Consider the following 26,569-nt stretch of genomic DNA (forward strand, 5'->3'; position numbering starts at 1 on the left):
CAAACGACAGCGGACAAAAGCAAGGCTACCGCAAAATCCGTGGCGGGCGCCCTGATGTCAGAACCGCGCTGTTCATGCCAGCCCTGCGCGCCGCAGCTGGAAGGGGCGAATTCGCACCCTTCTACAAACGCCTCGTCACAAACGGAAAAAAGCCAATGGTGGCAATCGCTGCCGTCATGCGAAAGATCATCGTTACCCTAAATGCAAGACTAAGGGACGCCGCCATTTCTCAGAGTTGATGACGAAGCGTGGGGCGCCTCTAAATGTGGATCGGCTTGAAGAAGGTGGCCAGCGCCGCTTCCTTCACCGCTTCCGACATTGTCGGATGCGCGTGGGTGGTGCGGGCAAGGTCTTCCGACGAGCCGCCGAACTCCATCAGCACCGCCGCCTCGTGGATCATCTCGCCGGCGCCGAAGCCGACAATGTGGACGCCGAGCACGCGGTCGCTGACCTTGTCGGCGAGGATCTTCACGAAACCGTCCGTGTGCAGCATGGCACGCGCCCGGCCATTGGCGGTGAACGGGAATTTACCGACCTTGTAGTCGATGCCGGCCTTCTTCAGCTCTTCCTCGGTCTTGCCGACCGAGGCAATTTCCGGGCTGGTGTAGACGACGCTCGGGATCACCTCGTAATTCACATGGCCGGCCTGGCCGGCGATGGTTTCGGCCACCGCGACACCCTCGTCCTCGGCCTTGTGCGCCAGCATCGGCCCGGCGATGACATCGCCAATCGCGTAGATGCCGGGCAAATTGGTCTTGAGATGAGCGTCGGTCTTGACCCGGCCGCGCTCGTCGACCTCGACGCCGGCTTCCTTGAGGCCGAGCGTGTCGGAAAAGGCGCGGCGGCCGGTGGCGATCAGCACGACATCGGCGGCGATGGTTTCAGCCGCGCCGCCTTTCACCGGCTCGAAGGTGACGCTGGCGCCCTTCTTGGCCTTGGCGACGCCTGTGACCTTGGCGCCGAGCTTGAACTCGAAGCCCTGCTTGGACAGCAGGCGCTGGAACTGCTTGGACACCTCGCCGTCCATGCCGCCCAAAATGGTGTCGAGGAACTCGACCACGGTGACCTTGGCGCCGAGCCGCGCCCAGACCGAGCCGAGTTCGAGCCCGATGACGCCACCGCCGACCACCACCAGATGGCCGGGAACCTTGTCCAGCGACAGCGCGCCGGTCGACGACACGATGACCTTCTCGTCGATATCGACCTTGACGCCGGGAATGCCGGCGACATCCGAGCCGGTGGCGATGACGATGTTCTTGGTCTCGATCTCCTCGACCTTGCCGTCCTCGGAGGTGACCGACACCTTGCCGGCCGCGACCACCTTGCCGGTCCCGCGAAAACTATCGATCTTGTTCTTCTTGAACAGGAAGGCGACGCCGTTGACGTTGGACGACACCGTCGCATCCTTATGCGCCATCATCTTCTTGAGGTTCAGCTTCGGTGCGGGTATCTCGACGCCCAGCGTATCGAAGGAATGGCCGGCCTCGGCGAACATTTCGGAGGCGTAAAGCAGTGCCTTGGACGGGATGCAGCCGATGTTGAGGCAGGTGCCGCCGAAGGTCGCGTTCTTCTCGACCACCGCGACCTTCAGCCCAAGCTGTGCCGCCTTGATGGCGCAGACATAGCCGCCGGGTCCCGATCCGATGATAACGACGTCATAAGCCATGTTTCTTTCCCTTTGCTTGGCGCTTAACGGCCGCCGCTGACATTCAGGATCGCGCCCGTCGTATAGGACGCGGCGTCGGATAGAAGATAGAGAACCGCAGCCGCGACTTCATCCGCGGTGCCGGCTCTTTTCATCGGCAGCGTGTCCTGGATCAACGCCACCCGGTCCGGCTGTCCGCCGGAGGCGTGGATATCGGTGTCGATGATGCCCGGCCGCACCGCGTTGACGCGGATGCCTTCCAGCGCCACCTCGCGGGCAAGCCCGATGGTGAACGTGTCGATGGCGCCCTTGGAGGCGGCATAGTCGACATAATTGTCCGGCGCGCCCAGCACCGCCGCCGCCGACGAGATGTTGACGATAGAGCCGCCCTTGCCGCCATGGCGCGTCGACATGCGCTTGACCGCTTCTCGGGCGCAGAGAATGGAGCCGACGACATTGATGCGCATCATGCGCTCCAGCCTTGCCGCGCTCATCTCGTCGACACGCGCCTTGGCATCGACGATACCGGCATTGTTGACGAAAGCGTCGAGCCGGCCCCAAGTGCGGTCTACCGCCGCGAAGATAGCCAGGATATCGGCCTCGCTGCCGACATCGCCCTTGACCGCAAAAGCGTCACCGCCGGCGGCCTTGATGTCGCCGACCAGCGCGTCGGCGGCAGCCTGGTTCGAGGCATAGTTGATTGCCACGCGATAGCCGGCCTTCGCCCCGAGACGGCAGACGGCGGCGCCGATGCCGCGGCTGCCGCCGGTGACCAGCAGCACTCTTTGCGCTTCACTCATTCCTGGCACCCCTTCAGCGTAAAAACATCCGACGGCACTTTCGAAAATCCACTGCCGCCATAGGCCAGCGAGTGCCGCAATGACGGCCCGAGGTCGGGAAAGATCAGTGTCTTCGGAGCATCGACGCCTTGCGCCGGCAACAGCCCGATCGCGCCCTTGTCATCCGACGTATAGATCACACCGTTCCACAGCGTGCAGGCGGCAAGCTCGCCGCCAGTGATGTCGCCCTCGGGGCATTTATACATCAAGGAGCCGTTCGGCCGCGCTTCACCTGAGCTCCACATCACGATGCCGTTCAGCACCACATTGTTGTCGAGGATCATGCGGAAGCTGTTGGTGACAACAGCCGATGGGCCGGTCGGCGTAAAATCGATCTCGCTGCCGCTTTGCGCGTCGCCATAGACAGCGAGTTCGATCGGGCAGGCGGCGAAAGCGATCACTGGGACCATGGCCGCGCTGACCGCTATCGATGCAGTCGCGAGGCTTTTGGACAAGAAGGAACGGATCATCACTGCTATCCGCCTTGAACAGCTTGATCGAGAATGAAGACTGTCGAAAGAAAATAGTCTATCTCGAATGCCACGTTTCCATCCCTATCGACCGGAATGGTGTTCACCTCGCATTTGAGCGTCAAGCTGCGAGAACTCTCCGCCAGCTCGATATGAACGTCACGTTCACGACCGCCGCCGATTGCCCACTTGAATGCACTCTTGTTCAAAAACTGCAGTGCCTTGGGCAAAGTATGTATGGCTATCGGCTTTGTGCCTGCAAAAGTTACGGGATGCCGCCCCACATTGACGTCCAGATGGCCGTACCAGGTCGCCGTCGTTCCACTCGATTGCAATCTTCCGAAGACGGGCTCTACGCTAATCGACCGCAAGCGAAAATCGGGACTGAAGAAGAACTCGCAATTCGCACCGTAGATGCACCACGCCGACTCGGTGTCTCCGTGGCGAAAATGATTATCGGCGCGCAGATCCTCCGGATCTATCAGGTCTCGAACCGTTTCGCGGCTGCTTTTGCCGAGCTCCAAAGGTCCCGCCCGGCCTGTCGTTACAAGCTCGAACAGATCGATTGGCTCGACAGATTCAGCCACCGAACCAACCTTAGAGATCAAGTACCAGCCGTTCCGGATCCTCCAGGCTTTCCTTGACCCGCACCAGGAAGGTCACGGCTTCCTTGCCGTCGACGATGCGGTGATCGTAGCTGAGCGCCAGGTACATCATCGGCCGGATGACGATCTGGCCGCCGACCACGACGGGCCGGTCCTGGATCTTGTGCATGCCCAGAATGCCCGACTGCGGCGCATTGAGGATCGGCGTCGACATCAGCGAGCCATAGACGCCGCCATTGGAAATCGTGAACGTGCCGCCCTGCATGTCGGCGACCGACAGCTTGCCGTCGCGCGCGGCGATGCCCAGGCGGCCGATCTCCTTCTCGATCTCGGCGATCGACATCTGGTCGGCATCGCGCACCACAGGCACGACGAGGCCCTTCTCGGTGCCGACAGCGACGCCGACATGGGCATAGTTCTTGTAGATGATGTCGGTGCCGTCGATCTCGGCATTGACCGCCGGGATTTCCTTCAGCGCGTGGGTGACGGCCTTGGTGAAGAAGCCCATGAAGCCGAGCTTCACGCCGTGCTTCTTCTCGAACACATCCTTGTATTTGGTCCGCAGCGCCATCACCGCTGACATGTCGACCTCGTTGAAGGTGGTCAGCATCGCGGCGGTCGACTGCGCTTCCTTGAGCCGGCGCGCGATGGTTTGGCGCAGCTTGGTCATGCGCACGCGCTCCTCGCGCGAAGCATCGTCGCCCGAGGATGGCGCACGCACGGCAATCGGTGCTGCCGGTGCCGGCGCTGCCTTGGGCGTCTCGGCCGGCTGCGATGGCGCGCCCTTGGAGATGGCGTCGAGCACGTCGCCCTTCAGCACTTGGCCGCGCTTGCCGGAACCCGAAAGCTGGTCGACCGCGAGATTGTTCTCGGCGATCAGTTTGGCCGCCGCAGGCGCCGGCGGCATGCTGCGCGGCTCGACCGCGCCGGCATCGCCGGCAATCTTGGCGGTCTCGGCCGCGGCCTGCTTGGTGGTCTGTGCCGCATCCGGCGACGAGGCCTGCGACACCGCTTGTGGCTTGGTCGCCGGGGCGGCGGCAGCGCCGCCTGCCGAGATCGAACCCAGCAGAGCGCCGACGCCGACCGTTTCGCCTTCCTTGACGGTGATTTCGCTCAGCGTGCCCGCAGCGGCGGCCGGAACCTCAACCGTCACCTTGTCGGTTTCGAGCTCGACCAGCGGCTCGTCGACGGCAATGGCATCGCCGACCTTCTTGAACCATTTGCCGATGGTCGCCTCGGTGACGGATTCGCCGAGAGTGGGAACGCGGATTTCGGTAGCCATTGTGCCTGTCCGTTTTCTTTCGGTTCTGTTCTTTATTCGCCCAATTCTGCTCTATTCGCCAAGCGCGTCTTCGAGCAAGGCGGCGAGCTGGGCAAGGTGCTTGGACATCAACCCGGTCGCCGGCGACGCCGCCGCCGGCCGGCCGGTGTAGCGGACGCGCTGATGCTTGGCATCGATATGCGCCAGCACCCATTCCAGATACGGGTCGATGAACGACCAGGCGCCCATGTTCTTGGGCTCCTCCTGGCACCACACCATCTCGGCGTTGCGGAAACGCGACAGTTCGGTGATCAGCGCCTTGGCCGGGAACGGATAGAGCTGTTCGACGCGCAGCAGGTAGATGTCGTTGATGCCGCGCTTCTCGCGCTCCTCGTAGAGGTCGTAATAGACCTTGCCCGAGCACAGCACGACGCGGCGGATCTTCGAATCCTTGACCAGCTTGATCGCCTGTCCGGAAAGCAGCTGGGCATCGTCCCACAGCAGCCGGTGGAACGAGCTTTCGCCAGAGATTTCCGGCAGCGTCGACACCGCCCGCTTGTGGCGCAGCAGCGACTTCGGCGTCATCAGGATCAGCGGCTTGCGGAAGTCGCGCTTCAGCTGCCGGCGCAATATGTGGAAGTAGTTGGCCGGCGTGGTGCAGTTTGCCACTTGCATATTGTCTTCGGCGCAAAGCTGCAGGAAGCGTTCCAGCCGGGCCGAGGAATGTTCCGGACCCTGGCCTTCATAGCCATGGGGCAGCAGGCAGACCAAGCCCGACATTCTGAGCCACTTGCGTTCGCCCGAGGAAATGAACTGGTCGAACACCACCTGGGCGCCGTTGGCGAAGTCGCCGAACTGCGCTTCCCACAAGGTCAGCGCCTTCGGTTCGGCCAGGCTGTAGCCATATTCGAAGCCCAGCACCGCTTCTTCCGACAGCATCGAGTTGATGACTTCGTAGCCGGCTTGTGCCGCCGATAGATTGTTGAGCGGGATGTAGCGGGTCTCGTCGCGCTGATCGTAGAGCACGGAATGGCGTTGCGAGAAGGTGCCGCGTTCGGAATCCTGCCCCGACAGGCGGATCGGATTTCCGTCGAGCAGGATGGCGCCGAAAGCCAGCGCCTCGGCCGTCGACCAGTCGATGCCTTCGCCCGAATCGATCGCCTCGCGACGGTTCTCGAGGAAGCGGATGATCGTCTTGTGTGCCTCAAAACCCTTCGGCACCTCGGTCAGCTTCTTGCCGATTTCCTTCAGCGTCTTGACCGGCACGGCGGTCTTGCCGCGCCTTTGTTCGTCCTGGTTGTCGGCCGTGCGCAGGCCAGACCAGGCGCCATCCAGCCAGTCGGCCTTGTTGGGCTTGTAGTGCTGGCCGACTTCCCATTCTGATTCCAGATGCGCACGCCAGTCGGCCTTCATCTGGTCGAGCTCGGCCTGGCTGATGTGGCCCTCGGCGATCAGCCGCTCGCCATAGATCTGCACCGTCGTCTTGTGGGTGCGGATGTTGCGATACATGAGCGGCTGGGTGAAGGCCGGTTCGTCGCCCTCATTGTGGCCGAAGCGGCGGTAGCAGAACATGTCCACGACCACCGGCTTGTGGAACTTCATGCGGAATTCAATCGCCACCTTGGTGGCATGCACCACGGCTTCCGGGTCGTCGCCATTGACGTGGAAGATCGGCGCCTCGATCATCTTGGCAACATCGGACGGATAGGGCGACGAGCGCGAGAAGCGCGGATTGGTGGTGAAGCCGATCTGGTTGTTGATGATGAAATGCAGCGTGCCGGCAACGCGATGGCCGCGCAGGCCTGACAGGCCGAGGATTTCGGCGATCACGCCCTGGCCGGCGAAGGCGGCGTCGCCGTGCAACAGCAGCGGCAGCACCTTGGCCCGCTCTTCCAGCGGCACGATCTCCTCGCGGCCGCGGCCGAACAGATAGTCCTGCTTGGCGCGTGCCTTGCCCATCACCACCGGGTCGACGATTTCCAGATGCGACGGGTTGGCGGTCAGCGACAGATGCACCTTGTTGCCGTCGAACTCGCGGTCCGACGAGGCGCCGAGATGGTACTTGACGTCGCCGGAGCCTTCGACCTCGTCGGGTGCGGCCGAGCCGCCCTTGAACTCGTGGAAGATGGCGCGGTGGGGCTTCGCCATCACCTGGGACAGCACGTTCAACCGGCCGCGATGCGCCATGCCGAGCACGATTTCCTTCATGCCGAGCTGGCCGCCGCGCTTGACGATCTGCTCCAGCGCCGGGATCAGCGCTTCACTGCCGTCGAGGCCGAAGCGCTTGGTGCCCTTGTACTTGACGTCGATGAACTGCTCGAAGCCTTCCGCCTCGACCAGCTTCGAGAGGATCGCCTTCTTGCCGGTGGCGGTAAACGAGATCTCCTTGTCGGCGCCTTCGATGCGCGCCTGGATCCACGCCTTCTCCTCGGGATCGGAGATGTGCATGAACTCGACGCCCAGCGTCGAGCAATAGGTGCGAGTCAGGATCTCCAGCATCTGCCGGATGGAGCCGAATTCGAGCCCCAGCACATTGTCGAGGAAGATCGGCCGGTCGTAGTCGGCTTCGGTGAAGCCGTAATTCTCGGGCGACAATTCGTTGTAATCCTCGAGCGGCTTGGCGATGCCGAGCGGATCGAGATTGGCATGCAGATGGCCGCGCATGCGGTAGGCGCGGATCATCATGATGGCGCGCACGGAGTCGCGCGTCGCCTGGTGCACGTCGGCATCGGAGAGCACGACGCCGTTGGTGACCGCCTTGTCCTTGACCTTCTTTTCCAGGTGCTTTTCGACGACGCCCCAATTGCCGTCGAGCGCCGACACCAGTTCGCCATTGGCCTGCAGCGGCCAGGAGGGTTTCGCCCAGGAAGCGCCCTTGGCGTTCCTGCGCACATCGCCGGCATCGTCCTTCAGCCCAGCGAAGAACTCCTGCCATTCGGGGTTTACCGACTCCGGATCGTCCTCATAGGAGGCATACAACGCGTCGATGTAATCGGCGTTGCCGCCATAGAGGAAAGAGGTAAGCGAAAACTGGTCGTTGGCCTGATCTTGTCTTGCCATTTTTTGCCTGCGGAGCCCTGGCTCCGTCTCCTTGCGTTTGGAGGGGAGTAGGGCAGTAAGGCAATAGGTCAGTGGGAAAGTGGCGTTGCCGCCGCTCGTTCCGTTCTTCCTATTCCCCTACTGCCATACTGCCCTACTCCCTTACTGCCTTAACCCTTGATCGCCTCGACCAGCGTCGTGCCGAGACGTGCCGGCGAGGGCGAAACTTTTATACCGGCCGATTCCATCGCCGCGATCTTGTCTTCCGCGCCGCCCTTGCCGCCGGAGATGACCGCGCCCGCATGGCCCATGGTGCGGCCGGCCGGTGCCGTGCGTCCGGCGATGAAGCCGGCCATCGGCTTCTTGCGGCCACGCTTGGCTTCGTCCTTGAGGAACTGCGCGGCGTCTTCCTCGGCCGAACCGCCGATCTCACCGATCATGATGATCGACTTGGTCTCGTCGTCGGCGAGGAACATCTCGAGCATATCGATGAACTCGGTGCCCTTGACCGGGTCGCCGCCAATGCCGACGGCGGTGGTCTGGCCGAGCCCGACATTGGTGGTCTGGAAGACTGCCTCATAGGTAAGCGTTCCCGAGCGCGAAACAACGCCGACCGAGCCCTTGCGGAAGATGCTGCCCGGCATGATGCCGATCTTGCATTCGTTGGGGGTGAGCACGCCCGGGCAGTTCGGGCCGATCAGCCGCGAGGTCGAACGGTCGAGCCGCGCCTTGACCTTGATCATGTCCATCACCGGAATGCCTTCGGTGATGCAGATGATCAGCGGAATTTCCGCCTCGATCGCTTCCAGGATGGCTTCGGCGGCGCCCGCCGGCGGCACGTAGACGACGGACGCATTGGCGCCGGTCCTTTCCTTGCCTTCGGCGACGGTGGCGAAGATCGGCAGGCTCTCGCCCTTCGACCCGGTCCAGGTCTCGCCACCCTTCTTGGGGTGGATGCCACCCACCATCTTGGTGCCGTGATAGGCCAGCGCCTGTTCGGTGTGGAACGTACCGGTCTTGCCGGTCAGGCCCTGCACCAGCACCTTGGTGTTCTTGTCGACGAGAATGGACATCGGAGCCCTTTTCTAAAAACCGTTGATCGAGGAAGGCGAGACGCGCTTGTAGACGCCGCTCACCATGTCTTGCCAGGCATCGCTGCCGGCAGGTTTGAAATGCAGTCGCATGCGGTAGATGTCGGCATCGTCAAAAATATACGTCACGCGGGCAGACCCGCGCGGCGACGACCGCTTCAGGACCAACTCGCTGCCGTTCCAGCTGCCCGTGGCCGGCGACGCCGGCACAAAGCCCATCGAATCGAACTGGTGCATGGTGACGAGGCTGTTCTGCTGGTCGAAGCCGAACACGCTGTGCGCGCCGAAGGAAATCGTGCCGTCGCGACGCTGGCGATAGCGCTGCACCACGAACAGGCCGCCGAACTGAGCCTCTGCCAGCACTTCGGACGTCGCCGGGCCGCCATCGGCCCATTGTGTGTCCGCCACCTCTTCCTCGCCGCGCCACGCGCCGACCAGCGCCTGCAGGCGCTGGTGATCGGCCGAGAGCGAAGAGAAGGATGCAGCGTTCATGGTCAGAGCCGCTTCAGGTCGGTGACGGTGAGGTCGCTCTTGGCATTGCCGGTGTTGAGCGTCGTCGACGGCTCGAACATCAGCACTACGGGCTCTGCGGTCAGCGAGCGCGGCCGATGCTCGACGCCACGCGGCACGACGATGAAATCGCCCTCGCCGAGCTCGACCGGACCATCGCGAAAATCGATGGCAATACGCCCGCGCAGCACGAGGAAGGCTTCGTCCTCATGCTCATGCGCATGCCAGTCGAAAGCCTCGCCGAACTTGGCGACCTTGGCCTGGCTGTCGTTCACGTCGCCGGCGATATGCGGATCGAAGACCTTGCTGATCTTCGCGTCCGCCGCCTCGACGAGGTTTATCTTGCACGGAGGCACAGGCTCAGCCCTTCACCGCCGCCACGATCTTCTTGGCTGCGTCGTCTAGGTCATCGGCCGACACGACGTTGAGGCCGCTGTCATTGATGATCTTCTTGCCGAGCTCGGCATTGGTGCCTTCGAGACGCACCACCAGCGGCACCTTCAGGCCGACTTCCTTGACCGCGGCGATGACGCCCTCGGCGATGATGTCGCACTTCATGATGCCGCCGAAGATGTTGATCAAAATACCTTTGACAGCCGGATCCTTGGTGATGATCTTGAACGCCGCCGTCACCTTCTCCTTCGACGCGCCACCGCCGACATCGAGGAAGTTGGCGGGCTCGGCACCATAGAGCTTGATGATGTCCATCGTCGCCATTGCGAGGCCGGCGCCGTTGACCATGCAGCCGATATTGCCGTCGAGCGCGACATAGGCGAGGTCGTATTTCGACGCCTCGATCTCCTTCTCGTCCTCTTCGGTGGTATCGCGCAGTTCGAGCACGTCCGGATGGCGGAACAGCGCATTGTTGTCGAACGACACTTTCGCGTCGAGCACGCGCAGCCGGCCGTTCTTCATGACGATCAGCGGATTGACCTCGAGCAGGCTCATGTCCTTCTCGACGAAGGCCTTGTAGAGGATCGGAAACAGCGTATCGCCGTCCTTGGCCGCGTCACCGTCGAGCATCAGCGCACCGTTAAGCGCCTTCAGATCGGCCGATGTGACACCCTTTTCCGGGTCGATGGCCACGGTGATGATCTTTTCCGGCGTGTCATGCGCCACCGCCTCGATGTCCATGCCCCCTTCGGTCGAGACGACAAAGGCGACGCGGCCGACCGAGCGGTCGACCAGGATCGACAGATAGAGCTCGCGCTCGATGTCGGCGCCGTCCTCGATATAGAGGCGGTTGACCTGCTTGCCGGCCGGGCCGGTCTGCTTGGTCACCAGCGTGTGGCCGAGCATCTCGTTGGCATTGGTGACGACGTCGGCGACAGACTTCGCCAGCCGCACACCGCCCTTGGCGTCGGGGCCAAGCTCAGTGAATTTGCCCTTGCCGCGGCCGCCGGCATGGATCTGGCTCTTCACCACATAGAGCGGGCCGGGCAGCGCCTTGGCGGCGGCTTCGGCCTCGCTTGCCTTGAACACCGGCACGCCTTCGGCCACCGGCGCGCCAAAGCTCTTCAGCAGCGCCTTGCCTTGATATTCATGGATGTTCATCGGGAACTATCTCCAGGTCTTTTGCCGGGGTTGTTTTTTGGCGAGGTTCACTTCGAGGCGAGCTGCGGCGCGATCTTGACGCAGGCCTCGGTCAGGCCCTGCACGGTCGCCACCGAACTGTCGAACATCTTCTGCTCGGCCTTGTTGAGGTCGATTTCGATGATGCGTTCGACGCCGCCGGCGCCGATCACCACGGGCACGCCGACATAGGTGCCCTTGACGCCATACTGGCCGGAGAGGTGCGCCGCGCAAGGCAGCACGCGCTTCTTGTCCTTGAGATAGGCTTCGGCCATCTGGATCGCCGAGGCGGCCGGCGCGTAATAGGCCGAACCAGTCTTGAGCAGGCCGACGATCTCGGCGCCGCCGTCGCGGGTGCGCTGCACGATCTGGTCGAGCTTCTCCTTCGAGGTCCAGCCCATCTTGACGAGGTCGGGCAGCGGAATGCCCGACACCGTCGAATAGCGGATCATCGGCACCATGGAATCGCCGTGGCCGCCGAGCACGAAGGCGGTGACATCCTCGACCGAAACCTTGAATTCCTCGGCCAGGAAATAGCGGAAGCGCGCGCTGTCGAGCACGCCGGCCATGCCGACTACATGGGTCTTGGGCAGTCCGGAAAACTTCTGCAGCGCCCACACCATGGCGTCGAGCGGGTTGGTGATGCAGATGACGAAAGCCTTCGGCGCATACTTCTTCAGGCCGGCGCCGACCTGTTCCATGACCTTGAGGTTGATGCCCAGCAGGTCGTCGCGGCTCATGCCCGGCTTGCGCGGCACGCCGGCGGTGACGATGCAGACATCCGCACCCTCGATCCCGGCATAGTCATTGACGCCGGTCAGCCGCGAGTCAAAACCATCGACCGGCGACGACTGCGCGATATCGAGCCCCTTGCCCTGCGGAATGCCCTCGGCAATATCGAACAGCACCACGTCGCCGAGGTCCTTGAGGCCGATCATGTGGGCCAGTGTGCCGCCGATCATGCCCGAGCCGATAAGCGCTATCTTGTTGCGTGCCATGTGAGGATGTTTTCCCTTTGTCTGTGACTGCGCCCAAATCTTTGACGACTTGATGACGGCGTCGAGGAAGAGGCCGGAATGCAGCGGAAACCCGCGAGATTTCGCCGCACCCAATAGCCCCGGTGCGAGATAAATTCAAACGATTATTTTGGGGTGAGCATTTTCAATCGGTTAGATGGTTTGGGATTTACGTAAACGTCAAAGTTTGTAAGCCGACTTGTTGGACATTATACAATTAGAGTGGCAATCAGAAGGCTTGAAGAGGCGATGACGCCCTTGTGATGCAGGTCTCCGGGGAATGTGTTCGACGAGCCTGTGAGCCCGGACGGCATCAAGACCGAAGATGCCACAATTTCTCCGCCCGCCCAATTATGTCGTCGCGCCAGGCCAGCTTTTCCAGCCAGTCCGACGGAATTCCCGACAGGCCATAGAGCGCGCCCGCAAGCTGCCCGGTGACAGCGCCGACCGTGTCGGCATCGTCGCCGAGATTGGCTGCCTTGAGCACAGCTGACCCGAAATCACCGGTCGTCGCCACGCACCAGCAGGCAGCGTCGAGCGTCGCGGGGGCGTGGCCGGAGCTGATCACATCACGACGATCGCAGTCGCCTTTCGCCGATACATTTTGCGGCAGAATGCCTGTCTCGATCATTTCCCAGAGAAAGGCCGCCAATCGCCCGCAGCATTGCTGCGGTACCGGCGCGGCGTGCGTCGTCCTGCCTTGCGCCAGCGCAAGCGTGACCGCCTCGCTCCTGGAGCGGGCGCACAACGCCACCGGCGCAAGCCGCATGATCGATCCGTTGGCTTGGCGCTCGGGATCGGCATTGTTTTCGAGCGTGCCATTGCGTTCGAAAGCGTCCAGTGCAACGAACGTGGCCATGCCGATATCGAAGCAGGCGCCGGTTACCGAATTCAACCCATGGCGCCACCAGTTGACGAAGCAAGCCAGAAGATGGCGCGGCACGACTGCGCCGTCTTTGGCAATCAGGGAATCGGCCAGACAGAGCGCCATCGAAGTGTCGTCGGTCCATTGACCAGACTTCAGGCCGAAACGACCACCGCCAACCATATCTGTGATCGGCGGACAGCTGTCGCGCTCGACGAATTCCAGCGTGGTCCCCACCGCGTCTCCGACCGCAAGGCCGACAAGCGCACCGATCGCCCGGTCGCGCCTGCCGTCGATCATTGCGCGGCCTGCCCGGCGCGCGGCTCGTCGGATGCCTTCGCCGCCTTCGCCTTGCGCCGCTCCGCCCAGTCCTCCAGCCAGTCGCGGCTCTGCATCTCGATCAGGCGTGACGATGTACGTTCGAACTCGAACACCTCGACGCCGCGCTTGGCCACATAAAGCTCTTGCGGCGGCGCCTCGGCGCTCACCACCAGCCTCACGTGATGATCGTAAAGCGTGTCGATCAGCAGGATGAAGCGCTTGGCCTCGTTGCGCTTGCCTTCGCCCAGCACCGGAACGTGATCGATGAAGATGGTCGAGAAGCGCCCGGCGATCGCCAGGAAATCGCGCGCGCCGAGCGGCTTTTCGCAGAGATCGGCGAAGGAAAACCGCGCCGCATCGCCGGCGGCGGCCGGCACCACCACTTGCCTTCCCTTCAGCGTCAGCGACGTCGCTTCTGTCGGCGCGCCGCGCGTCATCGTCCGCCAGGCCTCGTCGAGCGCCCGGTCGGCTGCCGCGTCCACTGGCATGACATAGACCGGCGTGCGGGCGAGCTTTTCCAGCCGGTAATCCTTGTCGCTGTCGAGCGACAGCACCTGCGCGTGCCGTTCCAAGATGCTGATGAACGGCAGGAACAGCTGGCGGTTCAGCCCGTCGCGATAGAGATCTTCCGGCGCCACGTTCGAGGTGGCGACAAGCACGACGCCGCTGGTGAACAGCGCCGAAAACAGTCTGGACAGGATCATCGCATCGGCAATGTCGGTGACCGAGAATTCGTCGAAGCACAGCACCCAGGCCTGCTCGGCCAAGGCTTTTGCCACCGGCGGGATCGGATCGTCCTCCTTGACCGTGCCGTCCTTGCGCGCCTGCCGGTGCTTCTGGATGCGGTCCTGCACGTCGGCCATGAAGTCGTTGAAATGGACGCGGCGCTTGCGCCGAACCGGCAGCAGCTCGAAGAACATGTCCATCAGCATGGTCTTGCCGCGGCCGACGCCGCCATGGATGTAGAGGCCCTTGACGATCTCCCGCGTCTCGCGCTTGCGGGCAAACAGCCAGCCCAGCGCACTGGATTTGTGCGCCAGCCGTTTTGCCGAGATTTCCGATGTCAGCCGGTCGAGCGCGGCGGCGATGCGTTCCTGCGCCGGATCGCGCTCGATCGCGCCGGTGTCCACCAGATGGTCGTAGCGCTGCCTGACGGTCGCATGGGTCTGGAGGCCGTCACGCAGATGCATCGGTCACGTCGTTTGTTCTTATGCATGTCGTTGACCCAAACCGGGCACCGGTTTTGGGCGACATGCACTGGAGAGGTCGAGCTTACCTTGTAAGCGAGATCGGTTGACCGCTGGAGGTCTGGCCATCGAATTTCGAGCCGCCCGAGGAATAGAGCCGGGCCAGCGAGCCGCCATTCTCATCATAAAGCGTCAGCTGCTTGCCGGCGACGTTCCACGACTTGATGCCGTCGATCGGGGCTGGGCAATGCAGCGGCCCGGCACGGAAGCCGGCGCCGAACTTGGTCTGCGGCGTCGCAATCTTGCAGCTCTGGCCGGAAACGCTGGCGTTCCAGACGCCGGCGACGGCAGCCGCGCTGAGATCCGAGGCACCGGCGGGCGCCGAGCCGTCCGGCGGCAAGGACGCAACCTGCGTGTTTGCCGGTGCGGTCGGGAATTGCGACGGGTCGGTGGTGCCGGGCGAGGCCGGCGGCGGCAGCTGGTTGGAACTCACTTGGCCGGCCGGAGCCGCGGGCAGCGGCGCGGGCTGCTGGTCGTCCATCGACGAGAAGCGTGTGGTCGAGCAGCCACTCGCAACGAGCGCAGCCAGCGATACGGCCACAAGGCCGCTTTTCGAAAAATTCATTCCAACCTCCGTCGGATCCGGCTGGGGGGATGCCGTCCGCGCAATCTCACCTCCACCAAGATGGAGAAGGTGGCGAAATTTCAACCTGATATGGTTAAAATAGGGTTTGCGGCAAGAATTGTTGCAAATTTATCGCAATCATCCGGCCAAAGGCGCGCTCGTCGGTCATCGGAGGCGCCCCTAGCGCGACTCGAACCGGTAGAGCGGCTGCCAAATCGGCATCGGTGGCCGCAGCAGGTCGGCGCATCGGCGGTCCAGCCCAAGCGCCAGCTCATGAGAGCGCCGCACTGCCGTCTTCCAATCGCCGGTCGTTTTCAGCAAGGCCAACGCATCCGCAGGACGGTCGGCTGCGATCATGAGATCGGCCGCAACGATGCGATCTTCCGGCGCGATGGCTTCGCCGGCCTTCAGTCTCCCGGCCAATCCGACCCACTGTTCCCAAGGGAAGGCCGCTGTGAGCAGTTTCGGGCGAGGTGGCGGTTTGGCGCCATTGCCTTGCATGAAGGAGGCCAACGTCGACCGGGCCAACGCCCTGTCGATGAACGACTCTGCCGTTTCGCCCATTTCAAAGATTAGAGCGTGACGCAGGTTATCCTCCCGGTCGCGGTGACCAAGAACATAATCGATCCCGTCGAGCATGGCTGTCGTAACAGCATCGGGATCGTTGATCGGGTCGAGCTGCTTTTCGGCAATCTGCGCGTTGAGCCCAGCTGCCACCGTGGTGCCGAGGCGCAGGTCGCCGGTCTGGTTGACGAGAGGCAGCAAGATCGCGGCCTGAGGAGCATAGTCAATCAGCCGCCCGATCTGTCGGATAGCCGGCCCCATATCGTTTTGACGGTCGAGCGCCTGCACTTCGGCTGGCTGTTTGGAGATATCGAACGAAGGGCGAAGATCGGCTGAGTAAAGGGCATTGCGGATAAACCCCGTACGACTGCCCTTGTGGGGTGGAAGCTTGTCGAGGTACGCGACGTAGTCGGAGAGGTCGTCCTTGACTGCCCGCATCTCGAGAGCCAGCGGCCAAACGCCTGCATTTTCGGCCCTTTGGGCGAACCGAGACTTTGCCTCGTCATCGAGAACGGACAGCGCGCCCGCAATTGCTTTGGCGGCGTCTAACGCCTGGTAAAGATCCAACGTCTGCAAGTGACCCAGTTCGCCCAGCAGCCAATCGCCACCATCCTCGGTGACAAGCACGCGCAAGGCAGGTGGCCCAAGCTGAGGCAAAATCGACTTCGCATTGGGCTGCGGCTGCATGCCGGCAATCATCGCCGCCCGATCCGCTGTTTTGGCATAAGCGAGCCTCAGTTCGACAATGCGCAGCGGCGGATGGCTGCGTCTTTCCAAGTCAGCCAGAAGCGCCGAACCGTCGGCATAGGTGAGATCGCCATAGCGTATCTTCAGATACGCAGCGTCGTCCCCGTAACGATCGCGCCAGAAATTCGGAAAATTTGCCGGCTCGGCGAGCAGAAAATCGGTCGCCGCCATGATGGTTGGTGCATGGCTGCAGGCGCCGGGCTTGTCTTGCCGTGTCTGCGCCGCGGCCATCGACGACATCGACGCGATTGCGATGACCAGAATTGCCAGCCGCCGCATGGCGAGACCCTCCTTGCGCCTGCCGATGGTACACCGAAAGTTGCGGCCGTCACAGCGCGCAGCCTGCTGCCCAGGCGCCGCGACCTTGGAATTCCGCAAAGCAATGCTTGCGCCAACCGGCACAGGACCTATGTCAAGGAGCCGAAACCGCTGGAGCGCAAACCTTGGCCGCAGGAAAGAACGCCGCCAACCGCTATTATCGCGGCCCACCCAGCGACCATTTCGATGGCACCTTGTTTTTCAATCCCGGCGGCCAGATGCCCGGCCGCTTCACCGATCTGCTGAAATGGCAGTTGAACGGCCAGCGTGCGAAATGGCCGGCGACCAGTCCGAGCCCCTTTCCGCAGGCAAAGCCGGCCGCACGTGTCGACGGTTCCGATCTGACCGTGACCATGGTCGGCCATTCCACGCTGCTGATCCAGACGGCAGGGCTGAACATCCTCACCGATCCCGTCTGGTCGCAACGCACCTCGCCGTTTTCCTTCGCCGGACCAAAACGCGTCAATCCGCCGGGCATCGCCTTTGACGATCTGCCGCCGATCGACCTCGTGCTGGTCAGCCACAACCACTACGACCATCTCGACCTCGCCACGCTTAAACGGCTAAAGGAAAAGCACGACCCTCTGGTGGTGACGCCACTCGGCAACGATGTGTTGATCGGCGAGGCGGTCCCCAACATGCGGCTGTCGGCGCATGACTGGGGCGCCAGGGTTGAGATCGGTGACGGCGTTTTCGTCCACATCGAGCCGGCGCATCACTGGTCGGCGCGCGGCGCCCGCGACCGCCGCATGGCGCTGTGGGCCGGCTTCGTCATCGAGACGCCGGGCGGAAACATCTATTTCGCCGGCGATACCGGCTTCCACGACGGCATCAACTACCGGCTGATGGCGGACAAGCATGGCGGCTTCCGCTTCGCCATCCTGCCGATCGGCGCCTACGAGCCGCGATGGTTCATGGCGCCGCAGCACCAGAATCCGCAAGAGGCGGTGCAAGGCATGAAACTGTGCAATGCCGCCTTCGCCGCCGGCTGCCACTGGGGCACTTTTCAGCTCACCGACGAACCGATGGACGAGCCGGTCCGGAAACTGGCCGAGGCGCTCGAGGATCAAGACATCCGGCAGGAACGTTTCCGTGCCTTGCTGCCCGGTGAGGTCTGGACGGTACCGGAGGTCGAACAAGGCTGAAGTCCTGCATTGGCCATTTACGGCACGGTCATTTTCGCCGATGGTCCGGCCAGCAAAAAAGGGGGACTTCAGATGAAATCGATCGTTGCAGCTCTGATGGCGCTGGCAATTTCGGCGCCGGCGGCTTTCGCAGGGGAAATCGCCGATCATGCCGCCGAAGCCGAAAAGGCGCTGCAAGCCGGCGATGGCGCCGGCGCGCTGGAGAAATTCCGCAGTGCCGAGGAGGCGTTGTGGCAAGCGATGCCACTTGCCGTGCAGAACGTCAAACAGGTCGACTCGGCCGGCGGCTTCGGCATCTACAGTGAACGCCCCAATCACATTTATAAGCCAGGCGAGAAGGTCGTGCTCTACATGGAGCCTGTCGGCTACGGTTACGGCTCGGACGGCCTCGGCAACAGCCAGATCGCGCTTGCCGTCGACCTCACCGTGCTTTCCGACTCAGGCGAAGCTTTGGGCACGTTCGAGAAGATCGGCAGCGTTCAGGTCGCCTCCCGCTCGCACAACCGCGAACTCTTCTTCAAGCTCGACCTGTCCCTCGATGGCCTGCCGGCCGGGAAATACAAGTGCAACTTCCTCATGCATGACCAGAACTCGACCAAGACGGCACCGTTCAGCACCGACATCGAGATCGCCGGCTAGTTTTTGCCAGGGACATAGCCTCGCAGCCTACGGAACCCAAGCACGACAGCCGCGTTTTCATGCGGTTTTAAAATCTGTCGGTTTGCGAGGCATTCCCATGATCAAATGGATCATCATTCTGCTCATCGTCGCCGCCGCGGCGAGCCTGCTCGGCATGCCGGCGCTGGCGGGTGCGGCCGCCACCGGCGCGCGCGTCCTCATCGGCATCGTTCTGGTCATCTTCCTGCTGGTGGTGCTCGGCATTTTCGCCGTCACGTAAAACGCCTGCGCACTGGTAATTCCTGCCCGTTTCCGCCATATAGCGCCAAACGGACACGGAATTTCGCGGAGCAATGGCAAGCACTGCCCCTTTCGCCAAGATGAACGGCATCGGCAACGAGATCATCGTTGCCGACATGCGTGGCCGTGCCGATCAGGTGACGGCGGCCGCCGCGCTTGCGCTGAACGCCGATGCCGCGACACGCTTCGACCAGATCATGGCGATCCATGATGCGAAGACGCCGGGCACCGCCTACTATGTCGACATCCTGAATTCCGACGGCACCAGTGCGCAGGCCTGCGGCAACGGCATGCGTTGCGTCGTCCAGGCGCTCGCCGCCGAGACCGGGCAAAAGACCTTCACCTTCGAGACCCGCGCCGGCATTCTCAATGCCCGGGAACATGCCGATGGCTCGATCTCGGTCGACATGGGCATGCCGCATTTCGGCTGGCAGGAGATTCCGCTGGCGGAAGAGTTCCGCGACACCCGCATGATCGAATTGCAGATCGGCCCGATCGACGCGCCGGTGCTGCATTCGCCCTCCGCCGTCTCGATGGGCAATCCACACGCCATCTTCTGGGTCGACCGCGACGTCTGGTCCTATGAGCTCGAACGCTTCGGTCCGCTGCTCGAGAACCACCCGATCTTCCCCGAGCGCGCCAACATCACCATCGCGCAGGTGACTTCGCCCGAAACCATGATCATCCGCACCTGGGAGCGCGGCGCCGGCCTGACCAAGGCCTGCGGCTCGGCCTCCTGTGCCGCCGTGGTGGCCGCGGCCCGCACCAGGCGGACCGGCCGCAGCGTCAACCTGCTGACCCCGGGCGGCGGCACGCTGCATGTCGAATGGCGCGACGACGACCACGTCATCCTGACCGGTGCCGCAGAATGGGAATTTTCCGGCAGCTTCGATCCCTCGACCGGCATTTGGGCCCGCGACACCGAAAGCGCGGCCTGATGTCGGCTCTGTCGAAGAGCCCGGCCTACGAGGATTCGCTCTCCGAGGCCGCCAGCCGCATTGACGTGGTGACCTTCGGCTGCCGACTGAACACCTATGAATCCGAAGTGATGCGGCGCGAGGCCGAAAGCGCCGGGCTCGGGACGCTGGAAGGCGGCGCCGTGATCTTCAACACCTGCGCCGTCACCGGCGAAGCGGTGCGCCAGGCCAGGCAGGCGATCCGCAAGGCGCGCCGCGACAACCCGCAGGCGCGCATCATCGTCACCGGCTGCGCCGCCCAGACCGAGCCTGAAAAATTCGCCGCCATGGACGAGGTCGACCTCGTCCTCGGCAATGAAGAGAAGCTGAAGGCGCACTCCTATCGCGCGCTGCCGGATTTCGGCGTCAACGACACCGAGAAGGCCCGCGTCAACGACATTTTCTCGGTGCGCGAGACCGCCGGCCATATGGTCGACGCCATCGAGGGCCGGGCGCGCGCCTTCGTTCAGGTGCAGAATGGCTGCGACCACCGTTGCACCTTCTGCATCATCCCATACGGCCGCGGCAATTCGCGCTCGGTGCCGATGGGCGCCGTCGTCGAACAGGTCAAGCGGCTGGCCGGCAACGGTTATGCAGAGATCGTTCTGACCGGTGTCGACATGACGTCTTTCGGCGCCGACCTGCCGGGCGCACCGAAACTCGGCAAGCTGGTGAAGACGATTCTCAAGCAGGTGCCCGACGTAAAACGCCTGCGGCTGTCGTCGATCGATTCGATCGAAGCCGACGACGATCTGCTCGACGCCATCGCCACCGAACCCAGGCTGATGCCGCATCTGCATCTGTCGCTGCAATCGGGCGACGACATGATCCTGAAACGCATGAAACGCCGCCATTTGCGCGACCAGTCCATCCGTTTCTGCGAGGATGTGCGAAAATTGCGCCCCGCAATCGTCTTCGGCGCCGACATCATTGCCGGCTTCCCGACCGAGACCGACGCCATGTTCGAGAACTCGGAAAAAATCGTCCAGGAATGCGGCCTGACCCACCTCCACGTGTTCCCGTTTTCACCGCGCGAGGGCACTCCCGCCGCGCGCATGCCGCAGCTGCGCCGCGAAGTGGTCAAGCAACGCGCCGCTCGGCTGCGTACCGCCGGTGAGGCCGCGTATCGGCGCCATCTGTCCTCGCTGCCCGGCACCCGTCAGTCGATCCTGGTCGAACGCGACGGCCTTGGCCGCACCGAAGGCTTCACGCTTGCCGCGCTCGGCACCGGCACGCCGGGCGAAATCGTCGAAGCGACAATTACTGGCCACGATGGTATCAGGCTGATCGCAGCCCCGCTTGCCGCACGCGCCGCCTGAGAAACGCAAAGCATGGCTGGTTTTTTCAAGAAGATATTTTCGTTCGGCAAGAAAGAAATTGTCGAAGAGCGCGTCGACGAGACCGCGCCCCTGCCGCCGATCAAATGGGACCAGCTCGATGCGCTGAAGCCGGCGGCCGAACAGGTTGTTCCGGAGTTCTTGAAGCGCGGCGAGCCTGTGCCCGAGGCAGAGGTCGTGCCGGCACCGGCGGTCGAGCCTGTTGTAGCGCTGCAGCCGGAACCGACGCCTGTCGAAGAACCAGTACCCGAGCCCTCTCCGATCATCCCGCCAACGCCTGAGCCGACTGTACCGTCCGAACCGGAACCACTGCCGGAGCCCGCGCCGAAAGAGGAACCGGCACCCGCTCCAGAGACCCCAGAGCAGCCGGCACCTGAGGAAATTCCGCTCCCCACGCCTGCTCCGGAACCCACGCCGGAACCGCAGCCGCAAGAAGTCCCTGCTCCCGCGCCGGCCGAGCCGGAGATTGCGCCGCCGCGCCCGGAAAGGCAGCCCGCACCGGCGCCGATGGAAGTGCCGGCCCCGCCTGCCGAGATTCCGGTTGAGATACCAGTTGAAGTGCCGCCATCGGCAGAGACTTCAGTGCAGCCAGCTTCAGCGGCTGGCGCCGCGCCTCCTCCTGCGGACATCGAAGAGGAAGCGCCAACCATCGAGGTGTCGCCGGAAGCCCCGGCAGCGGAAATCGCCCCGCCCATTCGCCAGCCGGCGCCGGTCGCGCCGCAGCCCGTCATTGCCGAGATCGCGCCCGAGCCGCAGCCCATCCCGCCACCTGCGCCACAACCCCTGCCGGAGCCGAAACCCGCTCCCGGCAAGGTGACCGTCACCAAAAAGGTCGAGCAGAAGGCCGAGCCGGTAAAAGCACCGGAGCCGGCGCCGAGGCGCTCCTGGTTCCAGCGCATGCGGGACGGTCTTGCCCGTTCGTCGCGCGAACTCACCGGCAACATCGCCGGCGTCTTCACCAAGCGCAAGCTCGACGAAGAGACGCTGCAGGACCTCGAGGATGTGCTGATCCGCGCCGACCTCGGCATGGAGACCGCGCTTCGTATCACCGACGCGCTGGCCGCCAGCCGCTACGGCAAGGACGTCTCCGATACGGATGTCCGCACCGTCATGGCGGCCGAGGTGGAGAAGGTGCTGACCCCTGTCGCCCGGCCGCTGGAGCTCGATCTCTCGCACAAGCCGCATGTCATCCTGGTGGTCGGCGTCAACGGTACCGGCAAGACCACGACCATCGGCAAGCTGGCGGCAAAACTCACCGATGGCGGCCTGTCGGTGATGCTCGCCGCTGGCGACACCTTTCGCGCCGCCGCGATCGAACAGCTGAAGATCTGGGGCGAGCGGACCAAATCGCCTGTCATCGCCTCCAAGATCGGCGCCGATGCCGCCGGCCTAGCCTATGATGCCTTCGAGAAGGCGAAAGAGGCAGGCTCCGACGTGCTGATCATCGACACCGCCGGCCGGCTGCAAAACAAGACCGAGCTGATGGCGGAACTGGAAAAGATCGTCCGCGTGCTCGGCAAGCTCGATCCGGAAGCGCCGCACACCGTGCTGCAGACGGTCGACGCCACCACCGGCCAGAATGCGCTCAACCAGGTCGAGATCTTCCGCAACATCGCCGGCGTCAACGGCCTGGTGATGACCAAGCTGGACGGCACGGCGCGCGGCGGTATTCTTGTAGCAATCGCGGCAAAGCACAAATTGCCGGTCTATTTCATCGGCGTCGGCGAACAGGTCGACGACCTCGAACCTTTCTCCGCAAGCGAATTCGCCAGGGCGATCGCCGGAGTGGCGTAACGGCATGATCCCTTTTGAGCGGGACCGTGTGTAAGAAGGAAGATCATGAACCCACCCATTCTCGAACGCGATCCGTCCGACCCGCAGAAAGAGAAGAAGGAAGGCGTCAATCCCGTGCTCAAGCTGGTGCTGGAGCTGGGACCCCTGCTGGTCTTCTTCTTCGCCAATGCGCGCGGCGAATGGCTGGTGCAGAAATTCCCCGTTCTCGGTGAATTCGGCGGCCCGATCTTCGTCGCCACCGGCCTGTTCATGGCCGCCACGGCTATCGCGCTGATCGCCTCGTGGCTGCTGACGCGCACCTTGCCGATCATGCCGATGGTGTCAGGCGTCGTCGTCTTCATTTTCGGCGCGCTGACGCTCTATCTGCAGGACGACATCTTCATCAAGATGAAGCCGACCATCGTCAACACGCTGTTCGGCGGCGTGCTGCTCGGCGGCCTCTATTTCGGCAGGTCGCTGCTTGGCTATGTCTTCGATTCCGCCTTCAAGCTCGATGCCGAAGGCTGGCGGAAACTCACCTTCCGCTGGGGCCTGTTCTTTATCTTCCTGGCCGTCGTCAACGAAGTGGTGTGGCGCAATTTTTCCACCGACGCCTGGGTTACCTTCAAGGTCTGGGGCATCATGCCGATCACGCTTCTGTTCACCTTCAGCCAGATGCCGCTGATCCTGCATCATTCGCTGGACGACAAGGCGAGCGGGGAAGAAAAGCCCGGCAAGTAGTCAAAATAGGGGGAGAGCCATGGAATTTGTCTCCACGCGCGAGGAATTGAGGACGATCTACAAGACGCCGCGCCCGACCGATGGATCGATCCGCAAGGAACTGAAGGCACTCGACGGCCATTGCCGCTCCTTCATCGGCAAGAGCCCGTTCGTGCTGATCGGCTCCTCCGACGGCGAAGGCAATGCCGACGTGACGCCCAAGGGCGACAAGCCCGGCTTCGCCGCCATTCTCGACGACCGGACCATCGCCATCCCCGACCGGCCCGGCAACAACCGGCTGGACACGCTGGAAAACATCCTGCGCAATCCCTCGGTCGGCCTGCTCTTCCTCATCCCCGGCATGAACGAGACGCTGCGCATCAATGGCGATGCCCGCATCACCGTCGACGCCAGTTTGCGCGAGCGCCTGGCGGTCGACGGCAAGGAGCCGCAAAGCGTCATCGTCGTCGCCGTCAAGGCCGCCTACATGCACTGCGCCAAGGCCTTCATGCGCTCCGATCTGTGGAAGCCGGAGAGCTGGTACGACCGCGCGACGCTGCCGACGCTCGGTCAGATCCTGCGCGACCAGCTGGCGCTCGCCGACTCCGTCGAGGCGACCGACCGCTGGCTGGACGACGATTACAAGCAGACCATGTGGTAGGATTTCGGGACGACGATTCGTCCGAACTGGCTCCACACCTTGCTGAACATCCTCGCCATCTCCGGCAGCCTGCGCGCGGCCTCCACCAATTCGGCCCTGGTCGCGGCACTGGCGCGCAACGCGCCGACTGGCTGCCGCGTCACTGTCTATGACGGGCTTGGCCGGCTGCCGATCTTCAACCCCGACGACGAGGGCGAGCGGACACCGCGCGAAGCGGCATACCTGATCGACGCCGTCACCAGCGCTGACGGCATCATCGTCTCCTGTCCCGAATATGCCCATGGCGTGCCGGGCGGGCTGAAGAACGCGCTCGACTGGCTGGTCTCGCGCGACGCCGCCGTCGCCAAACCGGCCATGCTGGCGCACGCCTCGCCACGTTCGCTGTTCGCCCGCGCCGCCTTGGCCGAGATCATGCGGACGATGTCGTTCGCGATGTATGACGACGGGCTGGAGATTGCGCTGTTGGGGAAGAAGCCGCCGGAGGTGGAGGCGATTTTGGCTGAGCCCGCGAATGTGCTGGCGATGCGCGATGCGGTGCAGGGTTTCACGGAGTTCATCCGCACGCGTTGAGCCCGCGGCCACCATGCGATGGGTGTCCCGCCAGCCTTTCATAACGTTCGCACTACGGCTGCAGCCGACTACCCCTTCCTCAACGTCTCGACATCGGTCTTGCCGACATACCAATCGCGGGCGTTGACCTCCTCGAAAACCACCCAGACATCGTCATTGCCGAGCCCAGTGGCCTCCATGATGGCCGCCGTGACTTTTTTGGCGATATCAGCCTTCTTGCCTGCCGGATCGGCGGCGATCACTTCCTTGACGATGCGGATGTTGACGAATGGCATGACGTCCTCCCCTTGAATTGTGCTGGTTTCCGGCAAGAGACTGCTTCGATATCCCCTCGGGCGAACTGAATGGTGGCGGTGCCGGCAGCCGTGGCGCCACGGGCATGCGTAGAAACGCCATCAAGGCCCGCCAGAGAAAAGTTCGAAGCAGCCTCAAAAAGTCTTGGCCCCGTTCACCATCAACCGCACCGAATAGAGCGAGGTGGTGCCGGCGATGTAGAGGCAGTTCAGCTTGGCGCCGCCGAACACGCAATTGGCGGTCACCTCCGGCACCTTGATCTTGCCGATCAGCGTGCCGTCCGGATCGTAGCAGTGGATGCCGTCGGCGGCACTCGTCCAGATGCGCCCGTCCACGTCGAGCCGGAAGCCGTCGAACAGGCCGGCCGTGCAGTCGGCGAAGACCTTGCCGCCGGACACCTTCTTGCCGTGCTTGCCGACATTGAACACCCGCATATGCGCCGGGTTTTCAGCGCCATGCGTACGGCCGGTGTCGACGACATAGAGCAGGCTCTCGTCGACCGAGAAGGCAAGCCCGTTGGGTCTCACCATGTCGGTGATGACGGCCTCGATCTCGCCGGTATCGGGATCGACCCGGTAGACATGGCAGGCGCCGATCTCGCTCTCGGCCTTGTCGCCCTCATAGTCGGTGTCGATGCCATAGGTCGGGTCGGTGAACCAGATCGAGCCGTCGGACTTCACCACCGCATCGTTGGGCGAATTCAGCCGCTTGCCCTTCCACTTGGCGGCAATGGTGGTGACCGAGCCGTCATGCTCGGTGCGGCTGACGCGGCGGCCCGAATGCTCGCAAGTGACCAGCCGGCCTTGCCGGTCGACGGTGTTGCCGTTGGAATTGCCTGACGGCTGCCGGAAGACGCTGACGCTGCCGTCCGTCTCGTCGTAGCGCAGCATGCGGTTGTTCGGAATGTCGGACCAGACGACGTAGCGGCCGGCGGCGAACCAGGCCGGCCCTTCCGCCCAGCGGCATCCGGTGAACAGCTTCTCCACCTGCGCGTTGCCGTTGAACAGGCGCGCGAAGCGCGGATCGAGAATTTCGTAATAATCTTCGGCCGCCATGCATTTCCTCCCGGCATCAGGTGACGCCGGATCAAGCCAGCCCGCGATCGATCTGGCAAGACGGGGCCTTCGCAATTTGTATGACAAAACGGAGAGGAGCCAGCCGCGCGACCAGGGCTGGCTCGCCTTAGGACTCGATTAACCGGCTATGCGCTGCGTGCAATGGTGCATTGCAACATCTTCTTTTTGCAACGCACCATTACTATGTCATGTTCCGTACTGACCAAGGGAGGAAGAACCGGCCGCCAGAATGCGGCACAGAAGGAACCCTTGCTATGATCTTCGATCTCATGACCCGCGCTCGCAGCAGCATCGCCAAGCGCAAGCACTACAACCGCCTCGTCGCCGAAATCGACAGCTTCTCCAGCCGCGATCTGGCCGACATGCGTGCCGACCGCTCGGAAATGCTCTACCAGATCCACAAGCAGATCTACGGCTGATCTTTCCAGTCGGTTTTCCGGACAG

Annotated in this window: 27 protein-coding genes and 1 pseudogene; 11 read left to right on the forward strand and 17 right to left on the reverse strand. The window is 63.1% G+C overall.

Annotation, left to right across the window (positions count from 1 at the left end; genetic code table 11):
* A pseudogene (locus AC1DX4_RS33355) lies at nucleotides 1–239 on the forward strand (IS110 family transposase); the annotation flags it as partial.
* A 20-nt stretch (nucleotides 240–259) separates the two neighbouring features.
* Here the strand turns inward: AC1DX4_RS33355 and lpdA are convergent.
* From lpdA to AC1DX4_RS33430, 15 genes are all read right to left on the reverse strand, one after another.
* Nucleotides 260–1,666, reverse strand: a complete 1,407-nt coding sequence (gene lpdA / locus AC1DX4_RS33360; protein ID WP_477224375.1) for a dihydrolipoyl dehydrogenase — start codon at nucleotides 1,664–1,666, stop codon at nucleotides 260–262.
* A 23-nt stretch (nucleotides 1,667–1,689) separates the two neighbouring features.
* Nucleotides 1,690–2,445 carry an SDR family oxidoreductase gene (locus tag AC1DX4_RS33365; protein WP_477224376.1) on the reverse strand — a complete coding sequence of 252 codons (756 nt, stop codon included), beginning with the start codon at nucleotides 2,443–2,445 and terminating at the stop codon, nucleotides 1,690–1,692.
* Nucleotides 2,442–2,894 (reverse strand): hypothetical protein, encoded by a 453-nt coding sequence (locus AC1DX4_RS33370; RefSeq protein ID WP_477224446.1) that lies wholly within the window; start codon nucleotides 2,892–2,894, stop codon nucleotides 2,442–2,444. The genes AC1DX4_RS33365 and AC1DX4_RS33370 overlap by 4 nt, the downstream gene beginning before the upstream one ends.
* A 65-nt stretch (nucleotides 2,895–2,959) precedes the next feature.
* Nucleotides 2,960–3,541, reverse strand: a complete 582-nt coding sequence (locus AC1DX4_RS33375) for a hypothetical protein (RefSeq protein WP_477224377.1) — start codon at nucleotides 3,539–3,541, stop codon at nucleotides 2,960–2,962.
* A 10-nt stretch (nucleotides 3,542–3,551) separates the two neighbouring features.
* On the reverse strand, nucleotides 3,552–4,841 hold the full coding sequence (gene odhB / locus AC1DX4_RS33380) for a 2-oxoglutarate dehydrogenase complex dihydrolipoyllysine-residue succinyltransferase (RefSeq protein WP_477224378.1): 1,290 nt from the start codon (nucleotides 4,839–4,841) through the stop codon (nucleotides 3,552–3,554).
* 51 nt (nucleotides 4,842–4,892) lie between these two features.
* Complete coding sequence (locus AC1DX4_RS33385; protein ID WP_477224379.1) at nucleotides 4,893–7,880, reverse strand: 2-oxoglutarate dehydrogenase E1 component; 2,988 nt, start codon at nucleotides 7,878–7,880, stop codon at nucleotides 4,893–4,895.
* Between the two features lie 149 nt (nucleotides 7,881–8,029).
* Entirely contained in the window at nucleotides 8,030–8,932 is a 903-nt protein-coding gene (gene sucD / locus AC1DX4_RS33390) for a succinate--CoA ligase subunit alpha (RefSeq protein ID WP_477224380.1), read from the reverse strand.
* Between the two features lie 12 nt (nucleotides 8,933–8,944).
* Complete coding sequence (locus AC1DX4_RS33395) at nucleotides 8,945–9,442, reverse strand: DUF1579 family protein (RefSeq protein WP_477224381.1); 498 nt, start codon at nucleotides 9,440–9,442, stop codon at nucleotides 8,945–8,947.
* Nucleotides 9,443–9,444: 2 nt separating this feature from the next.
* A complete protein-coding gene (locus AC1DX4_RS33400) occupies nucleotides 9,445–9,816 on the reverse strand; it encodes a cupin domain-containing protein (RefSeq protein ID WP_477224382.1) in 372 nt (123 codons plus the stop codon).
* Nucleotides 9,817–9,820: 4 nt separating this feature from the next.
* Nucleotides 9,821–11,014, reverse strand: coding sequence for an ADP-forming succinate--CoA ligase subunit beta (gene sucC, locus AC1DX4_RS33405; protein WP_477224383.1), 1,194 nt, complete (start codon nucleotides 11,012–11,014; stop codon nucleotides 9,821–9,823).
* 47 nt (nucleotides 11,015–11,061) lie between these two features.
* A complete protein-coding gene (gene mdh / locus AC1DX4_RS33410) occupies nucleotides 11,062–12,030 on the reverse strand; it encodes a malate dehydrogenase (protein WP_477224384.1) in 969 nt (322 codons plus the stop codon).
* Between the two features lie 331 nt (nucleotides 12,031–12,361).
* Nucleotides 12,362–13,213, reverse strand: a complete 852-nt coding sequence (locus AC1DX4_RS33415) for an ADP-ribosylglycohydrolase family protein (protein ID WP_477224385.1) — start codon at nucleotides 13,211–13,213, stop codon at nucleotides 12,362–12,364.
* Nucleotides 13,210–14,424, reverse strand: a complete 1,215-nt coding sequence (gene zapE / locus AC1DX4_RS33420; RefSeq protein WP_477224386.1) for a cell division protein ZapE — start codon at nucleotides 14,422–14,424, stop codon at nucleotides 13,210–13,212. Before zapE ends, AC1DX4_RS33415 begins: the two co-directional genes overlap by 4 nt.
* A gap of 82 nt (nucleotides 14,425–14,506) precedes the next feature.
* The gene (locus AC1DX4_RS33425) at nucleotides 14,507–15,046 is read right to left on the reverse strand and encodes a protease inhibitor Inh/omp19 family protein (protein WP_172222184.1); all 540 of its coding nucleotides are present in this window, start codon (nucleotides 15,044–15,046) and stop codon (nucleotides 14,507–14,509) included.
* A gap of 180 nt (nucleotides 15,047–15,226) precedes the next feature.
* Nucleotides 15,227–16,636, reverse strand: coding sequence for a hypothetical protein (locus AC1DX4_RS33430; protein ID WP_477224387.1), 1,410 nt, complete (start codon nucleotides 16,634–16,636; stop codon nucleotides 15,227–15,229).
* A 164-nt stretch (nucleotides 16,637–16,800) separates the two neighbouring features.
* Here AC1DX4_RS33430 and AC1DX4_RS33435 point away from each other — a divergent pair, with 164 nt between their 5' ends.
* From AC1DX4_RS33435 to AC1DX4_RS33475, 9 genes are all read left to right on the forward strand, one after another.
* On the forward strand, nucleotides 16,801–17,820 hold the full coding sequence (locus tag AC1DX4_RS33435) for an MBL fold metallo-hydrolase (RefSeq protein WP_477224388.1): 1,020 nt from the start codon (nucleotides 16,801–16,803) through the stop codon (nucleotides 17,818–17,820).
* A gap of 72 nt (nucleotides 17,821–17,892) precedes the next feature.
* Nucleotides 17,893–18,459 (forward strand): hypothetical protein, encoded by a 567-nt coding sequence (locus AC1DX4_RS33440; RefSeq protein ID WP_477224389.1) that lies wholly within the window; start codon nucleotides 17,893–17,895, stop codon nucleotides 18,457–18,459.
* 97 nt (nucleotides 18,460–18,556) lie between these two features.
* Nucleotides 18,557–18,718 carry a DUF1328 family protein gene (locus AC1DX4_RS33445; protein WP_027059387.1) on the forward strand — a complete coding sequence of 54 codons (162 nt, stop codon included), beginning with the start codon at nucleotides 18,557–18,559 and terminating at the stop codon, nucleotides 18,716–18,718.
* 73 nt (nucleotides 18,719–18,791) lie between these two features.
* Complete coding sequence (dapF, locus tag AC1DX4_RS33450) at nucleotides 18,792–19,676, forward strand: diaminopimelate epimerase (RefSeq protein WP_477224390.1); 885 nt, start codon at nucleotides 18,792–18,794, stop codon at nucleotides 19,674–19,676.
* Nucleotides 19,676–21,013 carry a tRNA (N(6)-L-threonylcarbamoyladenosine(37)-C(2))-methylthiotransferase MtaB gene (gene mtaB / locus AC1DX4_RS33455; RefSeq protein ID WP_477224391.1) on the forward strand — a complete coding sequence of 446 codons (1,338 nt, stop codon included), beginning with the start codon at nucleotides 19,676–19,678 and terminating at the stop codon, nucleotides 21,011–21,013. The genes dapF and mtaB overlap by 1 nt, the downstream gene beginning before the upstream one ends.
* Nucleotides 21,014–21,025: 12 nt before the next feature.
* Nucleotides 21,026–22,825 carry a signal recognition particle-docking protein FtsY gene (gene ftsY / locus AC1DX4_RS33460; protein ID WP_477224392.1) on the forward strand — a complete coding sequence of 600 codons (1,800 nt, stop codon included), beginning with the start codon at nucleotides 21,026–21,028 and terminating at the stop codon, nucleotides 22,823–22,825.
* Between the two features lie 45 nt (nucleotides 22,826–22,870).
* The gene (locus tag AC1DX4_RS33465; RefSeq protein ID WP_172222168.1) at nucleotides 22,871–23,545 is read left to right on the forward strand and encodes a septation protein A; all 675 of its coding nucleotides are present in this window, start codon (nucleotides 22,871–22,873) and stop codon (nucleotides 23,543–23,545) included.
* A 19-nt stretch (nucleotides 23,546–23,564) separates the two neighbouring features.
* On the forward strand, nucleotides 23,565–24,185 hold the full coding sequence (locus AC1DX4_RS33470) for a pyridoxamine 5'-phosphate oxidase family protein (RefSeq protein WP_477224393.1): 621 nt from the start codon (nucleotides 23,565–23,567) through the stop codon (nucleotides 24,183–24,185).
* A gap of 39 nt (nucleotides 24,186–24,224) precedes the next feature.
* On the forward strand, nucleotides 24,225–24,755 hold the full coding sequence (locus tag AC1DX4_RS33475; protein ID WP_477224394.1) for an NADPH-dependent FMN reductase: 531 nt from the start codon (nucleotides 24,225–24,227) through the stop codon (nucleotides 24,753–24,755).
* A gap of 68 nt (nucleotides 24,756–24,823) precedes the next feature.
* Here AC1DX4_RS33475 and AC1DX4_RS33480 read toward each other — a convergent pair whose 3' ends face one another.
* Both AC1DX4_RS33480 and AC1DX4_RS33485 read right to left on the reverse strand, forming a co-directional pair.
* Nucleotides 24,824–25,030 carry a tautomerase family protein gene (locus AC1DX4_RS33480; RefSeq protein ID WP_010912352.1) on the reverse strand — a complete coding sequence of 69 codons (207 nt, stop codon included), beginning with the start codon at nucleotides 25,028–25,030 and terminating at the stop codon, nucleotides 24,824–24,826.
* 153 nt (nucleotides 25,031–25,183) lie between these two features.
* On the reverse strand, nucleotides 25,184–26,104 hold the full coding sequence (locus AC1DX4_RS33485) for an SMP-30/gluconolactonase/LRE family protein (protein WP_477224395.1): 921 nt from the start codon (nucleotides 26,102–26,104) through the stop codon (nucleotides 25,184–25,186).
* A 275-nt stretch (nucleotides 26,105–26,379) separates the two neighbouring features.
* Between AC1DX4_RS33485 and AC1DX4_RS33490 the strand changes: the two genes are divergently transcribed.
* Entirely contained in the window at nucleotides 26,380–26,544 is a 165-nt protein-coding gene (locus AC1DX4_RS33490) for a hypothetical protein (protein ID WP_477224396.1), read from the forward strand.
* The last annotated feature ends 25 nt before the right edge of the window (nucleotides 26,545–26,569 follow it).

This window comes from Mesorhizobium sp. P3_A8, from assembly GCF_056402995.1.

Bases quoted from the DNA above. Each gene is read 5' to 3' on its own strand.
- lpdA (WP_477224375.1), bottom strand. From the start codon at position 1,666: ATGGCTTATGACGTCGTTATCATCGGATCGGGACCCGGCGGCTATGTC.
- AC1DX4_RS33365 (WP_477224376.1), bottom strand. From the start codon at position 2,445: ATGAGTGAAGCGCAAAGAGTGCTGCTGGTCACCGGCGGCAGCCGCGGC.
- AC1DX4_RS33370 (WP_477224446.1), bottom strand. From the start codon at position 2,894: ATGGTCCCAGTGATCGCTTTCGCCGCCTGCCCGATCGAACTCGCTGTC.
- odhB (WP_477224378.1), bottom strand. From the start codon at position 4,841: ATGGCTACCGAAATCCGCGTTCCCACTCTCGGCGAATCCGTCACCGAG.
- AC1DX4_RS33385 (WP_477224379.1), bottom strand. From the start codon at position 7,880: ATGGCAAGACAAGATCAGGCCAACGACCAGTTTTCGCTTACCTCTTTC.
- sucD (WP_477224380.1), bottom strand. From the start codon at position 8,932: ATGTCCATTCTCGTCGACAAGAACACCAAGGTGCTGGTGCAGGGCCTG.
- AC1DX4_RS33395 (WP_477224381.1), bottom strand. From the start codon at position 9,442: ATGAACGCTGCATCCTTCTCTTCGCTCTCGGCCGATCACCAGCGCCTG.
- sucC (WP_477224383.1), bottom strand. From the start codon at position 11,014: ATGAACATCCATGAATATCAAGGCAAGGCGCTGCTGAAGAGCTTTGGC.
- mdh (WP_477224384.1), bottom strand. From the start codon at position 12,030: ATGGCACGCAACAAGATAGCGCTTATCGGCTCGGGCATGATCGGCGGC.
- AC1DX4_RS33415 (WP_477224385.1), bottom strand. From the start codon at position 13,213: ATGATCGACGGCAGGCGCGACCGGGCGATCGGTGCGCTTGTCGGCCTT.
- zapE (WP_477224386.1), bottom strand. From the start codon at position 14,424: ATGCATCTGCGTGACGGCCTCCAGACCCATGCGACCGTCAGGCAGCGC.
- AC1DX4_RS33425 (WP_172222184.1), bottom strand. From the start codon at position 15,046: ATGAATTTTTCGAAAAGCGGCCTTGTGGCCGTATCGCTGGCTGCGCTC.
- AC1DX4_RS33430 (WP_477224387.1), bottom strand. From the start codon at position 16,636: ATGCGGCGGCTGGCAATTCTGGTCATCGCAATCGCGTCGATGTCGTCG.
- AC1DX4_RS33440 (WP_477224389.1), top strand. From the start codon at position 17,893: ATGAAATCGATCGTTGCAGCTCTGATGGCGCTGGCAATTTCGGCGCCG.
- AC1DX4_RS33445 (WP_027059387.1), top strand. From the start codon at position 18,557: ATGATCAAATGGATCATCATTCTGCTCATCGTCGCCGCCGCGGCGAGC.
- dapF (WP_477224390.1), top strand. From the start codon at position 18,792: ATGGCAAGCACTGCCCCTTTCGCCAAGATGAACGGCATCGGCAACGAG.
- mtaB (WP_477224391.1), top strand. From the start codon at position 19,676: ATGTCGGCTCTGTCGAAGAGCCCGGCCTACGAGGATTCGCTCTCCGAG.
- ftsY (WP_477224392.1), top strand. From the start codon at position 21,026: ATGGCTGGTTTTTTCAAGAAGATATTTTCGTTCGGCAAGAAAGAAATT.
- AC1DX4_RS33465 (WP_172222168.1), top strand. From the start codon at position 22,871: ATGAACCCACCCATTCTCGAACGCGATCCGTCCGACCCGCAGAAAGAG.
- AC1DX4_RS33470 (WP_477224393.1), top strand. From the start codon at position 23,565: ATGGAATTTGTCTCCACGCGCGAGGAATTGAGGACGATCTACAAGACG.
- AC1DX4_RS33480 (WP_010912352.1), bottom strand. From the start codon at position 25,030: ATGCCATTCGTCAACATCCGCATCGTCAAGGAAGTGATCGCCGCCGAT.
- AC1DX4_RS33485 (WP_477224395.1), bottom strand. From the start codon at position 26,104: ATGGCGGCCGAAGATTATTACGAAATTCTCGATCCGCGCTTCGCGCGC.
- AC1DX4_RS33490 (WP_477224396.1), top strand. From the start codon at position 26,380: ATGATCTTCGATCTCATGACCCGCGCTCGCAGCAGCATCGCCAAGCGC.